This is a genomic window from Curtobacterium guangdongense, from assembly GCF_049341845.1.
GTDB lineage: Bacteria > Actinomycetota > Actinomycetes > Actinomycetales > Microbacteriaceae > Curtobacterium > Curtobacterium guangdongense.
Window position 1 is genome coordinate 252,205 of record NZ_JBMPIT010000007.1, and the last position, 13,806, is coordinate 266,010.

General features: G+C 71.0%; 11 protein-coding genes. 3 read left to right on the forward strand and 8 right to left on the reverse strand.

The window, feature by feature from the left end; all coding sequences use genetic code 11:
* Window positions 1-35: 35 nt before the first annotated feature.
* Genes ACO0E1_RS13325 through ACO0E1_RS13345 form a run of 5 tightly spaced genes read right to left on the reverse strand, consistent with a single transcriptional unit; the run spans window position 36 to window position 4,762 of the window.
* Entirely contained in the window at window positions 36-830 is a 795-nt protein-coding gene (locus tag ACO0E1_RS13325) for an ABC transporter permease (RefSeq protein WP_422874630.1), read from the reverse strand.
* Window positions 830-1,690, reverse strand: a complete 861-nt coding sequence (locus tag ACO0E1_RS13330) for a 2-aminoethylphosphonate ABC transporter permease subunit (protein WP_422874631.1) — start codon at window positions 1,688-1,690, stop codon at window positions 830-832. The genes ACO0E1_RS13325 and ACO0E1_RS13330 overlap by 1 nt, the downstream gene beginning before the upstream one ends.
* Entirely contained in the window at window positions 1,687-2,886 is a 1,200-nt protein-coding gene (locus ACO0E1_RS13335) for an ABC transporter ATP-binding protein (protein WP_422874632.1), read from the reverse strand. Before ACO0E1_RS13335 ends, ACO0E1_RS13330 begins: the two co-directional genes overlap by 4 nt.
* Window positions 2,883-3,587 carry a phosphonatase-like hydrolase gene (locus ACO0E1_RS13340; protein ID WP_422874633.1) on the reverse strand — a complete coding sequence of 235 codons (705 nt, stop codon included), beginning with the start codon at window positions 3,585-3,587 and terminating at the stop codon, window positions 2,883-2,885. Before ACO0E1_RS13340 ends, ACO0E1_RS13335 begins: the two co-directional genes overlap by 4 nt.
* A complete protein-coding gene (locus ACO0E1_RS13345; RefSeq protein ID WP_422874634.1) occupies window positions 3,584-4,762 on the reverse strand; it encodes a TIGR03364 family FAD-dependent oxidoreductase in 1,179 nt (392 codons plus the stop codon). Before ACO0E1_RS13345 ends, ACO0E1_RS13340 begins: the two co-directional genes overlap by 4 nt.
* A gap of 146 nt (window positions 4,763-4,908) precedes the next feature.
* Here ACO0E1_RS13345 and ACO0E1_RS13350 point away from each other — a divergent pair, with 146 nt between their 5' ends.
* Window positions 4,909-5,646, forward strand: a complete 738-nt coding sequence (locus tag ACO0E1_RS13350) for a GntR family transcriptional regulator (RefSeq protein WP_422874635.1) — start codon at window positions 4,909-4,911, stop codon at window positions 5,644-5,646.
* Between the two features lie 71 nt (window positions 5,647-5,717).
* On the opposite strand, the gene ACO0E1_RS13355 is transcribed toward ACO0E1_RS13350, so the two are convergent.
* From ACO0E1_RS13355 to ACO0E1_RS13365, 3 genes are all read right to left on the reverse strand, one after another.
* Window positions 5,718-7,229 (reverse strand): alkaline phosphatase family protein, encoded by a 1,512-nt coding sequence (locus ACO0E1_RS13355; RefSeq protein ID WP_422874636.1) that lies wholly within the window; start codon window positions 7,227-7,229, stop codon window positions 5,718-5,720.
* A gap of 106 nt (window positions 7,230-7,335) precedes the next feature.
* The gene (locus tag ACO0E1_RS13360) at window positions 7,336-8,112 is read right to left on the reverse strand and encodes an IclR family transcriptional regulator (protein ID WP_281266588.1); all 777 of its coding nucleotides are present in this window, start codon (window positions 8,110-8,112) and stop codon (window positions 7,336-7,338) included.
* A gap of 106 nt (window positions 8,113-8,218) precedes the next feature.
* Window positions 8,219-10,459 carry an FAD-dependent oxidoreductase gene (locus tag ACO0E1_RS13365; RefSeq protein ID WP_422874637.1) on the reverse strand — a complete coding sequence of 747 codons (2,241 nt, stop codon included), beginning with the start codon at window positions 10,457-10,459 and terminating at the stop codon, window positions 8,219-8,221.
* A 108-nt stretch (window positions 10,460-10,567) separates the two neighbouring features.
* Here ACO0E1_RS13365 and ACO0E1_RS13370 point away from each other — a divergent pair, with 108 nt between their 5' ends.
* Together ACO0E1_RS13370 and ACO0E1_RS13375 are read left to right on the forward strand one after the other, a co-directional pair.
* Window positions 10,568-11,920, forward strand: coding sequence for an MFS transporter (locus ACO0E1_RS13370; RefSeq protein WP_422874638.1), 1,353 nt, complete (start codon window positions 10,568-10,570; stop codon window positions 11,918-11,920).
* Window positions 11,921-12,032: 112 nt separating this feature from the next.
* Complete coding sequence (locus ACO0E1_RS13375) at window positions 12,033-13,568, forward strand: LCP family protein (protein ID WP_422874639.1); 1,536 nt, start codon at window positions 12,033-12,035, stop codon at window positions 13,566-13,568.
* Window positions 13,569-13,806 lie beyond the last annotated feature (238 nt).

The window sequence follows — 13,806 nt, forward strand, 5'->3', positions numbered from 1 at the left end:
GGATGTGGGGCGCGGATGCGGTGGGTCGGGTGGGGTCAGGCGGCCCGGCGCGCGAGGCGGCCGAGGCCGAGCAGCACGACGAGCGTGATGCCCATGAGCACGACGGCCAGCGCCGCGCCCTCGTACAGGTGGATGCCGCGGCTCGTCATCGAGAAGACCTGCAGCGGCAGCGTGCGCCAGGTCGGCGGCGCGACCATCATCACGGCGGTCAGCTCACCCATGGACAGTGCCGTGCAGAGCGCAGCGGCGGCGATGAGCGCCGGGCGGAGCTGCGGGAGCACCACGGTCACGAGCACCCGGATCCCGGATGCCCCGAGTGCCGCGGCCGACTCCTCGTAGCGTCGGTCGAGCCGTGCGACCGCCGCCGCGATCGGCTGGTGGGCGATGGCGCTGACGAGCACCACGTGCGCGACGAGGACGATCCACACGGTGCCGTTCAGCGGGACGGGGCCGGTCGAGAAGGCGATGAGGATCGCGAGCCCGATCGCCACCGACGGCACGGCGACGGGCAGCAGGAACGCGGCGTCGACGACCCGGCGGAGTTGGGGGAGTGCACGGGCACCGAGCGCGGCCGAGGTGGCGAGCGCGATCGCGACGACGGTGGCGACCACGGCGGTGGCGAGCGACGCCCCGACCGCGCCGAGCGTGCCGGACTCCCCGAAGACCGCCACGAAGTTGCCGAGCGTGATCCCGGACGGGAGCGCACCCGACCACGACGACGCCAGCGAACCGAGCAGCACGGCGCCGAACGGCAGCGCGAACACGGTGAGCAGCAGGGCGATCGCGACGGCCTGCACGGTGCGACGGACGGCAGCGCTGCGGACCAGCATCAGCGCACCCCCGCCCGCGTCACGCGCCGTGCGACCAGGTACAGCCCGATCGAGACGGCGACGTTCACGACCGCGGCGATGGCGGCGGTCTGGTACTCGCCGCGGCCGATCGCCTGGCCGTACACCAGGGTCGGCAGGGTCTGCACGTCCTTCGCCCCCGTGAACAGGACGATCCCGAACTCGTTGAGCGAGTACATGAGCACGAGCGCCCCGCCTGCGGCGATCGCCGGCAGGACCTCGGGCAGGACGACGGTCCTGATGATCCGCCATGGCCCGGCACCGAGCGACTCGGCGACCTCCACCTGGCGACGGTCGACGTTCTCGAGTGCGCCGAGCACCGGGCGGAGCACGAAGGGGGTGAAGTACACGACCTCGGCCAGGACGACGCCCCACTGTCCGTCGAGCAGGTGCACCGGTCCGAGGCCGATCGCCGCGAGGCCGCCGTTGACGACGCCGACGTCGCCCCAGACGAACACCAGCGCGAGCGTGATGAGGAACGAGGGGAACGACACCGCGACGTTCAGCGCACCGACGACGAAGCCGGTCCCGGGGAACGGCACGAACGCGACGACGAGCGCCAGGAACGTGCCGAGGGCGACGCAGCCGATGGTCGTCAGCGCGCCGATCCGGACGGTGGTCCAGATCACGTCGAGGAACACCGGGTTGCCGAAGAGCTCGCCCCACCTGGCCAGGTCGACGGTCCCGAGGTCGTCGTGCACCGCGTTCGACAGCAGCAGGACGAGCGGGTACACGCCCAGGACCAGCAGGACGGCGAGCGGCACGAGCGCCGCCACGGCCGGACCGGCGACCCGGGTGCGAGGACGCGGCAGTGCGGGTGGCGCGCTGACGACGGCGGTCACCGCAAGCTCCTGGCGAGCGTCGGACGGGAGGACCGGCTCGTCTCCGCCACGACGGCGTCCGCGGTGCCGTGGTCGGGTCGCACCGCAGTGGCCGGGTCGCGGACGACGACCACGTCGTGCGGCTCGAAGCCGAAGCGCACCGTCGAACCGACGGTCGGCGGCACGCTGAGCTCGAGGAGCTCGGCGGCGAAGGACTGGCTACCGACCGTCCCGGTGACGTGGTGGGTCGCCCCGCGCCACTGCACGTCGGTCACCGTCACCGCGAGCTCGTTCGTGCCGCGTTCGTCGCCGCAGAGCAGCCGGACGCGGTGCGGGCGGACCGACAGGCGGACGGTGGAGCCGCCGCGGACGGGCTCGACGAGCCGGAGTGCCGACGGAGCCCCGTGGACGAGGACCTCGTGGTCCCCGGCGACCACGCCCTCGAGGACGTTCGACGCCCCGAGGAACCGGGCGGTGAAGGCGTACTCCGGGTCGCGGTAGAGGCTCTCCGACGCGCCGTACTCCACGAGCCGGGCGTCGGCCATCACGGCGATGCGGTCCGCCAGCGCGAGCGCCTCGTTCTGCCCGTGCGTGACGTAGAGCATCGTGACGTCCGGGAGCTCCCGGTGCAGCCGTGCGAGTTCGGCGAGCATCCCCGAGCGGAGCTGTGCGTCGAGGGCCGAGAGCGGTTCGTCGAGCAGCAGGACCGCTGGACGAGGTGCGAGTGCACGGGCGATGGCCACGCGCTGCTGCTGTCCGCCGGACAGCGACGCGGGACGACGGTCCGCGAAGGTCTCCATCCCGACCATCGCCAGCGCCTCGCGCACGCGCTCGGTGGTGTCGCGGCGACGGACGCCTCGTGACCGGAGCCCGTACGCGACGTTCTGCGCGACGGACATGTGCGGGAACAGGGCGTAGCTCTGCACGACCATCCCGATGCCGCGGTCGCGGGGTGCGACCGCCGTGACGTCCCGGCCGCCGAGGAGCACCTGCCCCGACGCCGGCGCCTGGAACCCCGCGACGGCACGCAGCGCGGTGGTCTTGCCGGCGCCGGACGGGCCGAGCAGGGCGACGATCTCGCCGCGCGGGACGGCCATCGTCAGCGAGTCGAGGATCACCCGGCCGTCGTCGCCGCGGACCGTGACGTCCCGGAACTCGATCCCGGGGGCGGTGGACCCGTCCGTCTCGGCGAGGCGAGGCGGACGGTCGGCGCTCACCGTGCCTCCAGAACAGCGACGCCGAGCAGGGCCGGGAGGTCCGCGATCGACGCGAGCACGTGCGTGGCTCCTGCGGCACGGAGTGCTGCCTCGTCGTGCGCGCCCGTCAGGACGCCGACGGAGGCCGCTGCACCGGACCGGACCCCGGACAGGACGTCGTTCGCGGTGTCACCCACGACCACCATCTGCCGCACGGACTCGGTCTCCGTGCGGATGAGCGCGGTGAGCGGCATGTCCGGGAACGGGCGGCCGCGACCGGCGTCGGCCGGCGTCAGCACCACGTCGACGATGTCGGTCCAGCCGAGCGACGCGAGCAGTGCCACCAGCGTCTCGGCGGAGAACCCGGTGGTGAAGGCCGTCCGGATGCCCGCGGCGCGCAGCGCGTGGATCGTCTCGGCCGCGCCGGGGATCGGCTCGCACCCGCCGGACGCGACGATCTCGCGGTACGCGGACTCGAACGCGGCGTTCGCGCGCTGGGCGAGCTCCTCGTCGCCGTTCGCCAGGTGCCGGAACACCACGATCTTGGAGTAGCCCATGGTGTCGCGGACGTACTGCAGCATGTCCTGGCGGCCGGCGTCGTCGGCGGCGAGCCCGACGGCGGCGTCCGCGGCGAGGAAGGCGCGCTCGACGGTGCCGTCGTCGCTGACGGTCGTGCCGGCCATGTCGAGGACGACGAGCGTGATGGGGGTGTCGATGGTCATCGGGTCTCCTGGAGGGTGGTCGTGACGGGGCTCGACGGCAGGGTCCCCGCCGCGATGTCTGCTGCGGTGCCGTCGAAGGTGAAGGGGGCGATGCCGAGTCCGGTCGTCATGCCGATCCCGCTCGCGACGGTGACGACGTGCACGCCCGGCTCCGGCTGCTCGATGACGAACTCGCGGTCGGGCGACGACGCGTAGACGCCCTGCCAGCGCTCGACGACCGGGACGTCCTCGACGCCGAACAGCCGCTTCGTCTCGCGGATGACCAGGTCGAACCCGGCTTCGGACTCGAACGGCGTCGCGTCGATCCCGCGCTCGTGCGTGTCGCCGAGGATGAGCGACCCGTCGACGTGCTGCGTGACCATCTGGTTGAGGTCGAGCGCGACGCCCTCCGGCATCTCTCCCTGCAGCCGGTCACGCAGTGCGTCGGCGCTCGGCTGGGTCGCGAAGCCCGAGTAGCGGAGCAGCGACCAGCCGGTGAAGAGCGGGGCGACGAGGGGTGCGCGGAGTGACGGCGTCGCCCGGAGCATGTGCAGTCGGCAGCGCACCAGGTGGGCGCGTTCGGCGATCTCCGGGAACAGGCGGTCGAGGTCGTGGTTCGTGGCGACGACGACGGTCGCTGCGGCGATGTCCCCGCGGGTGGTGGCGAGGGTCCCGCTGGTCACGCCGGTCGCGGTGGTGCGCCAGCGGAAGTCGACGCCCTCGGCCGCCAGGAACTCGGCGATCGCGGGCGTCGCGGTGCGCGGGTCCACCTGCAGGTCGGTCGGGAGGAACGCCCCGCCGACGACCTCGTCCGGGGCGACCGGGATGCGGGCGGTGGCTGCGGCGGCGGTGAGCAGCTCGACCCGACCGCGCGTGGCGGTCGCGAACTCCTCGACGACCGCCAGCTCTTCCGGCCGGCGGGCGACGACCAGCGTGCCGGTCTCGCGGGCCGTGAAGCCGGCGCGGACCGCGAGCTCGAGCCAGCGGCCGCGCGCCTCGTTCGCGAACACCGCGGCCGCCCCGGTCTGCGGGGTGATGCAGGCGTGGCCGAAGTTCCGGACGGAGGCGCCGTGCGGACCGGCTGCGGCGTCGACGACGACGACGCGCAGGCCCCGGCGGTGGGCCTCCCAGGCGTGGGCGAGCCCGACGATGCCGGCGCCGACGATCGCGACGTCGTGGTGGGACGGGGTGGACATGTCTGGGACGATTCCACATGATCCCGCCACATGGGTATACAACTACGGGATCGTCATGCCCTGTTCACCCGTTCGCAATACAACTCCCGCCGTTCGCCGCGGTGTGCCGAGCGATCCTCGCGGGTTGGCATCTCTACGATCGACACGTGGCCGACTTCGTGTACCAGCAGATCGCGGACTCCCTGCGCGCCAGGATCCTCGACGGGGACCTCGCACCGGGGGACGACGTCCCGACCGAGGGTGACCTCGCGGTGCAGTGGAACACGTCACGCGGCCCGGTCCGCAACGCCCTCGCCGAGCTGCGGAACGAGGGGCTGATCGAGTCGACCCGTGGACGTCCCTCGCGCGTGCGGACCCGGCAGGTGCAGCAGCGCGCCGACGTGTACACGCCGTTCACCGCCTGGGCGCGGTCGTTCCACCGGACACCGGGCGGGCGGACCGAGGAGCTCGCGGTGCGCCGTGCCGACGAGCACCAGGCCGCTGCGCTCGGGATCGAGGTCGGCGACCGGGTCGTCGACGTCATCCGGATGCGCACGCTCGACGGACGGCCAGCAATGGTCGAGCGCTCCACGTTCATCGAGCCCGTCGGCCGCCTGCTGTTCGAGTTCCAGGAGATCGACGAGGAGTCGATCACGGAGTTCCTCGCGACGAAGGGCCACCGGTTCGCGGACGTCACGCACGAGATCGACGCCGTCGCCGCGGACGACCTCGACGCACGACTCATGGAGGTCCAGCTCGGCTCGCCGATCCTCCGTGTCCGGCGCACCACCGTCGGCGACGACGGACGGGCGTTCGAGTGCTCCGACGACCGCTACCGGAGCGACGTCGTGCGCTTCACCGTCGTCGCCGCTGGCAACCCGTCCTTCATGCAGCCCCGCCCCTGATCCACGGGACACGTGACGGAGGCACGGTGCGCGCCGGGCGTGCACCGTGCCTCCAGGCCGGGCGGCGGTGACTAACGGACGGACGGGGCGTCGATGGCCCAGTACCAGTTGTTGTCACCGTTGGTCAGCGACCACTGGACGCGCATCTGCTGCGCACCCGCCGGGACCGCGATCGTCTGCGTGTCGATCGATGCGATGTGGTCGGACGTGTAGGTCTCGACGTTCTTCCACGCGCCGCCGTCGAAGGAGACGAGCACGGAGGCGGTCTCGTTGCCCTCCTTGCGGTAGTGCGATGCGAAGGACAGTGTCGCCGAGGTCTTGCCCGTCACCGTGTACGGGGCGGACACGATGCGGCTGTTGAACGTGCCGGTGTGCGACTTGTCCGCCCACTCGTCGGAGTCCGCCACGGCGAAGACGCCGCGGGCGCGGACGTTGTCCTCGCGTCCCTGACCGGTCTCGGTGCCGGTCCAGAACGCGTCGCTCGCCAGGGACCAGCCGCGCCACTCGCTCACGCCGCCGGTACCCATCCCGGTGTTGTCGACCGTCCAGCCCGTGGGCATCGACTTGGTCCAGCCGAGGGTCGAGGCGGGGATGCCGGTCTCGTCGACGCGGGACTGGAGCGCGCCGGCCTTCGTGTCGAACGGGTCGGTGGAGACCGTGTCGAGCGGGCGGCCGTCGAGCGCAGCGGGGACCGGGACACCGAAGGTGTGCAGGACGTCGGCGGCGATGTCGACGTTCTTCGGGGCGACGGCCGGGGTCGTCTTCGTGATCCCGGCGCCCGTCTTCAGGATGAAGGACGAGCGTTCGGCCGGGGTGCTGCCGCCGTGGCCGCCGGCGGCGGTGTGCCCGTGGTCGCTCGTGACGATGAACGACCAGTCGGCGGCGTCGGACCGCTTCGCCACCGCGGCCCGGATCTGGCCGATGTACCCGTCGACCTCGTGGATCGCGTCGAGGTAGGCCTGTGAGGCGGCGCCGGATGCGTGTCCGGCCTCGTCGACGTCGTCGAAGTGGACGAACGAGGCGTTCGGGCCCGCACTGGTGATCTTCGTGACGGCGCGGGCCGCGGTGTCGGCGTCACCGTTCGCGGCTTGGACGTCGTCGACTGTGCTCGTGATGAGCGGAGTGCCGGTCGACCCGTCGACGATCGGGTTCCAGCTGACGTCGGCGAACGTCGACAGGCTCGGGTTCGCCTGCTCGAGTCGCGTCAGGAAGTCGGGGTACTGCGACAGGTGCGTCCCCGTGCCCCACGAGTTGCTCGTCACCCCGTGCTCGTCCGGCCAGACGCCGGTGAGGTTCGTCGCCCACCCCGGTCCGGAGAGCGTCGGCGCCATCGGGTCGGCGTACAGGGAGGTCTTCGACGAGTACCCGGACGCGATCATCGCGTCGAGGTTCGGCGCGTCAGCCGGTGCGATGCGGTCGAACAGCAGTCCGTCCACCCCGATGACGACGACGTGCTTCTCGGTCGTCGAGGCGGCGGGTGCGGTCGGGGTCGTGGCGGACGCGACGGTCGGCGCGCCGAATGCGATGCCGGCGATGGTGGTCGCGGTCAGACAAGCCGCGATCGTGGTGCGGAGGTTCCGCATGTCGTGCTCCTTCGAACGGTGAGGGGCGGTTCGCCCGACACCATCCGAACGGAGTTCGGTATACAACGTGCGCATGTTCCCTGAACATGTGTTGACATGTTTGTCGTCAGTGTGCGACGGCGCTGATCATCCCCAGCCCGACACTGATGCGGTCGGCCACCTCGATGAGGTCCTCGGCGAGGGAGTCCATGTCGCGGTCGCGGAGCTGTGTGACCCGGCCGGAGATCGACAGCGCTGCGGCGATCCGGCCGGACGCGTTCCGGATCGGCGCAGCGATGCAGAACCGACCGAGCGCGAGCTCCTGGTTCTCGACGCACCACCCGCGCGAGGCCGACGCCGCGAGGTCCGCGGACAGGGCGTCGTGCGTCGTGATGGTGTGGTCGGTGTAGCGGGGGAGCTCCGGGAGCAGCGCCTGCCGCTGCGCCTCGGTCAGGTCGAGCATCAGGGCCTTGCCGAGCGCCGATGCGTGCAGGGGTTGCCGCATGCCGATCATCGTGTGCGACTTGGGTGCGAGCGATCCCTCGAAGTGACAGAGGTAGATCGCCCACGCATCGTCGAGGACGCCGACGTTGGCGGTCAGGCCGATGCGGTGCGCGAGCTCCTGCGCCGCTGCACGGGACTCGCGGTGGACCGGGTTGTGGTTCAGGCCCTGGCTGGCGAGCTCGAGCACGGCGCGCCCGACCGAGTAGCCCTGCGTCTCCGGGTCGCGGCGCACGTACTCGAGGGACTCCAGCGTCGCCAGGAGCCGACCGGTCGTCGAGGTCCCGAGCCCGATGGCCCTGGCGATGTCCGACGCGCGGACGCTCCCGTTCTCGGAGGCGCCGAGCGCACCGAGGACCGCGGCGGCGCGTTCGATGCTCTGGTTCGGAGGGGTGGTGGCCATGTGCCCATTCTGCTGGTCGGACGGGCACCCCGCGGTGATGGGCTTCGACTCTGCCCGGGCCGCGCGGACCGTGACGCCGCCGACAGTGGGGCGCGGGGATCAGCGGTCAGTGGACCTTCACGGCGCTCGCCGTGACGAACGGCGAACCGTTGGTCGCGGTCACGATGACGCGCAGCGACGACGTGCGGACCGGCTCGACGTCGTGGACGCGGTGCCGGTGGCGGTTGCCCGCGACCTCGGCGACCACGCGCCAGTCGCCGTCGACACACACCTCGACCCGGTAGTCGCGGGCGAGGTCCGGCACGACATCCCAGTGCGTGCGGTGGTGGTGCAGGTTGATGAGGTCCGCGTCGACGTCGTCGTTCCAGACGATGCGGACCTGGTGGACATCGACGGGTTCCGCCCAGTCGAGCGTCAGCGCTGCCGTGCCGACCGCGTCGGACGACCACATGTGCGGCCCGCCGAATGGACGCTGGAACCCGTCCACCGCCCTGGAGGCTCGCCACGCGTCCGTCTCGCCGCTCACCCTGAACGCGAATCCGGTTCCGCGCAGGGTGCGTGCCTCCCAGTCGGTGACCGGTTGGTCGGCCTCCTCGGGGATGTGGTCGTCGAACGCCTCGTCCTCGGCGGAGCGGGCACGGAGCGCCATCACGCCGTACGGGTGGGCCGTCGTCCGGAAGAGCCGGACGCCGGGGGCAGCCCGGACGACGACGACCGCGTTGCACGGCTCGTCCGGCGTGAACGCGAGGTCGACCACCGCGTCACCGACACCGGCGGGCACGTGCGCCGAGTGCGTGGCGACGTGGACGATCGGGGCGTAGTTCTGCGGCTTGCCGGTGGTCCAGAGCTCGACGGTCAGGTCGGAGGCCCGGTCGGCCGCGGTGCGGATGGCGATCGTCCCGAGCGTCGGGTCCACCGGGAGGACGATCGCGGCGTCGCGGTCGAGGGCGAAGGTCTCCTCGCTGGTCCAGGGCGTGGTGTCGATCGTGGTCAGCTCCGAGCTCGCCGAGACGCGGGCGCCGCGTGCCAGGTCGGAGCCGTCGACGGCCCGGACGCCGATGAGCGGGGCGTCCTCGCGGAGGAGCGTCTGCTGGAGCATCGCGACGTGGTCGGTCCCGAGTTCCCGGGGCGTCGTCCCGTGTCGCGCCACGAGGTGTGCGGCGGTGCCGGCGGCCTGTCCCAGTGCGGAGCAGGTGGCCATCACCCGTGTGGACCCGAACGCGATGTGCGACGCGGAGATGTTCCGGCCGGCGAACAGCAGGTTCGCGACGTTCGCCGAGTAGAGGGAGCGGAACGGGATGTCGTACGTGCCGTCGGTGTAGCGCTGCTGGGCGCCGGCCGTCGGTGCGTAGACGCCCTCGACCGGGTGCAGGTCGATCGACCAGCCGCCGAACGCGACGGTGTCGGGGAAGGTCCGCTGCGACAGCAGGTCGTGCTGCGTGAGGGTGTGGTCGCCCACGAACCGTCGGTACTCGCGCTTGCCGGGGATCGCGCCGACCCAGTCGAGCGTCAGGGTGTCGGCGTCGAACTGCCCGGAGTTCTTGATGTGGTCCCAGATGCCGTAGACGACGCCCCAGAGCTCGTCGCGGATGTGTTCGTTGTCGGTCACGGTGTCGAGCTCGCCGCCCCACTCGATCCACCAGTAGTTGCAGCCGTTGTCGCCCGTCTTGATCGCGCGGTTCACGAGGATCGGGGTCGTGGAGAGGTCGACGGCGATGGACGGTGCGACGAACTTCTCGGGCTTCCCGGTGTCGTGCGTGGAGAAGAAGATCGAGCTGCCGAGGAGCTCGTCGTCGGCCTGCTCCGGTGCCCAGTCCTCGCCGTACTCGTCGCGCCCTTCGCGGCCGATGCGGTACTCGGCGCCGGCGAGGGCGCCGACGAGTCCGTCGCCCGTGCAGTCGAGGAACACCGGCGCGGTGAAGGTCGTCTCGATCTCGCTGCCCATCGTCCACCCGCTGACGCTCGTGATCCGGTGCGCCCCGTCGTCGTCGGTCGTCGTGACCGTGCGCACGTCGGTGTTGAGGTGCAGGTGCACATTCGGCTCGGCGCGGACGAGGTCGAGCACGACCTGGTCCCAGTAGATCGCGTTGCCCTGCGGGTTGCGGTACTGGTTCTCGAGGAACAGCTCGCCCATGATCCCGGTCTCGCGGGCGAACCGTTGCGTGCCGTGCGCGGTGGCGCCGACGACCCACACGCGGATCTCGCTCGAGGAGTTGCCGCCGAGGACGGGCCGGTTGGTGACGAGGGCGACGCTGGAGCCGAGGCGGGCGGCGGCGACGGCGGCGCTCACACCGGCGAGACCGCCGCCGACGACCACGACGTCGTGGTGCTGTTTGCGGGACTGCATGGCAGCGAACGTATCATCCATTGGTGTTTCTTTCCCACTGTGTGGCAAAGTATGCCCGGCCGATGCTATGGTCAAGCAACTCTCGACAACGAAGTGTGAGGTTCCCACATGAGCGACGCAACCCGAGCGCCTGCAGCTCCGGACGCTGCCACCACCCCTGATCTGCAGACCGCGCTGGGTGACGACGCTCGTCGCACCGGCATGCGGAAGGTCATCGTCGCCGCCGGTGTCGGCCACTTCGTCGAGTGGTTCGACTTCGGCCTCTACGGCACGCTCGCGACGGTCATCTCCGTGCACTTCTTCAAGCAGGGTGACCCGCAGGTCGCGCTGCTCTCGGCGTTCGCCGTGTTCGGCGCCGGGTTCGTGATGCGTCCGCTCGGCGGGCTCTTCTGGGGGTCGCTCGGCGACCGGGTCGGCCGCAAGACGACGCTCGCGACGGTCATCCTCATCACGAGCGGCGCGACCGCGGTGATGGGCATCCTGCCGACGTACGACAACGTCGGACTGTGGGCACCGCTGCTGCTCGTCGTCGTGCGACTCGTGCAGGGCTTCGCGGCGGGCGGTGAGGGAGCGGGGGCGACCACGCTGCTGGCGGAGTACGCCCCGTCGAACCGACGCGGCTTCGTCACGAGCTTCATCGACGTCTTCGGGTTCATGGCGTTCATCGTCGGTGGCGGCCTGGTGTTCCTGTTCACCGCGATCGCCGGCGGGGACGCCCTCGGGTCGTGGGGTTGGCGCGTCCTGTTCCTCATCGCGGTGCCGCTCGGCCTCGTCGGGCTCTACCTCCGCACGAAGCTCGAGGACACCCCGGAGTTCCGGGCGCTCAAGGCGAAGGGCGAGGTCGCGGCGAACCCGCTGCGCCGCTCGATCCGCAGCTCGTGGAAGGCGCTGCTGTTCTGCGTCGGGTTCGTCGTGATCAAGGCCGTCGGGCACTGGATCCTGCAGACGTTCATGCCGTCCTACCTGCAGACCGACCTCGGGTACTCCCCGCTGGTGTCCTACGGCGCCGTCGTCCTCGGGTTCATCGTGATCGCCGCCCTGGTGCCGTTCTTCGGGCTGCTGTCGGACAAGATCGGCCGGAAGCCCGTCATGCTGGCCGGTTGTGCAGGGTTCGTCGTGCTGACCTACCCGACGCTCATGCTCATGAACGCCGGCAACTTCTGGGCGGCCGCCGGGGCGATGATGCTCCTCGGGCTGTTCATGGCCGCGTTCGACGGTGCCGTGAGCGCCGCGATGGCGGAGCTCTTCCCGACGAACATCCGCTACGGCTCGATGGGCATCGCCTACAACATCAGCGTGGCGATCTTCGGTGGGGTCACCCCGTACTTCGCCACCTGGCTGATCGCCTCCACGGGCAACACCTTCGCACCGGCCTTCTACGTGATGGCCGCCGCGCTGATCAGCGGCATCGCGGTCCTGCGGGCCCGCGAGACCAACAAGGCCTCGTTGCGTCCGGAGTGACGCGGCGACCCGGAGCCGGTCTGGAGGTCCGTGGCGGGCGTGCCACGGGCCTCCAGGCCGTTTTGCAGGGCGGTTTCATGCTCGACTCACGGTCCGCCGCTATCGTGCTCACGTGAGTTCGCAACCCGATGAGACGACTGTGCGCCGCGGACGCGGCGCGGTGCCGCCCCGGCACGGCCGCCAGAAGCGCGGCTTCGGCGTGGTGCTGCCCGCCGTCGCCGGCGTGCTCACGATGGCCCTGCTGCTCGGCGGCGGCTACGCGGCGTACGCGTACAACCGCCTGGCGTCGAGCGTCACCAAGGTCGACGCGATCACCGGTTCGACGGAGAAGAAGGACGACGTCGACGGCAAGGCGATGAACATCCTGCTGGTCGGGGACGACCACCGGCCGGAGAACGCCACCCCCGAGCAGATGGCCGAGCTCAGCACCGAGGACGACGGTGGCGGCACGAACACCGACACGATGATCGTGTTGCACATCTCCGCGGACGGCAAGGACGCGACGATGATCTCGTTCCCGCGCGACTCGTACGTCGCGATCCCCGGGGTCGGCAAGGGAAAGCTCAACAGTGCCTTCTACTACGGCACCCTCAACGGCGGCGGTCCCTCGGGTGGAGCACAGCTGCTCATCAAGACGATCGAGGGGCTCAGCGGGCTGTCGATCGACCACTACGTGCGCGTCTCCCTGCTCGGGTTCTACGAGATCGTCAAGCAACTGGGGCCGGTCTCGGTCTGCCTCAAGGAGCCCGCCAAGGACAGCTACTCGGGCGTCGACCTGCCGGCAGGCACGTCCGAGCTCGACGCCAAGCAGGCGCTGTCGTTCGTCCGGCAGCGGCACGGACTGCCGAACGGCGACCTCGACCGCCAGGTCCGTCAGCAGTACTTCCTGTCGCAGGAAGCGCGGAAGATCCTGTCGGCGGGCACCCTGCTCAACCCCGTGAAGACGACGAACATCATCGATGCCATCGGCGGGTCCATCGAGACCGACCAGGGACTCGACATGCTCTCGCTCGCCACCCAGCTGCGGAACCTGCGGCCGGCGAACATCAAGTCGGCGACGATCCCGATCCTCGGTACCCCCACGATCTACGTCGGCGGCTCCGCCCTGTCGATCGTGGAGGTCGACACCGCCGGCATGCCCGCGTTCGTGCAGAGCCTCGTCGGGCAACCGGAGGCGTACACGAAGGCAACGGCGGCCGACCCGGCGAGCGTCGCGGTGACCGTCCTCAACGGCAGCGGCGTGACGGGTGCGGCCGGTGCTGCCGGTACGGTGCTCGCCGGACGGTCGTTCCAGGTCGGCGCACCGGGATCGTCGGACACCACCGCGACGACGATGGTGCAGTACCCCGCTGGTATGGAGGCGCAGGCGAAGGCCGTCGTCGCCGCGGTCCCCGGCGCGGTCGCCGTGCAGACCTCCTCGGTGCAGGGCGTGACGCTCGTCCTCGGCACGGACGGCAAGACCGCGGTCGCGGCCGAGCAGCCGGCCGACCCGGCGGCGCCGTCGGATGCGGCATCCCCGTCGGACCAGGCATCGTCCGATTCCGGGTCGTCGGACTCGGGATCGTCGGACTCGGGATCGTCGTCCGAGCCGAGCCCGACCTCCACCGCCGTGCACAACTACGGCTCGGCGGATTCCTGCATCTACTAGTAAGGGGCTCCGCACCGCGGCCCGCGGTCAAGGGCGCGACAGGAAACTCCGTGAACTCCTGAAGCACGTGTGACCGCGCGTGTCTCCCTGCGACGCGACACGCGCAGCCCGGTTGCGCCACCTTGCCGGCTGAATCGAGGCCATGCGGGCGCAGAAGCGCCGGACGTGCGGGTGGGGCAGGTCTGGCGCGGTGAGACTCCTTTGGTCCGGCTCGTCCGGACATCGCGATCCAGAGGTC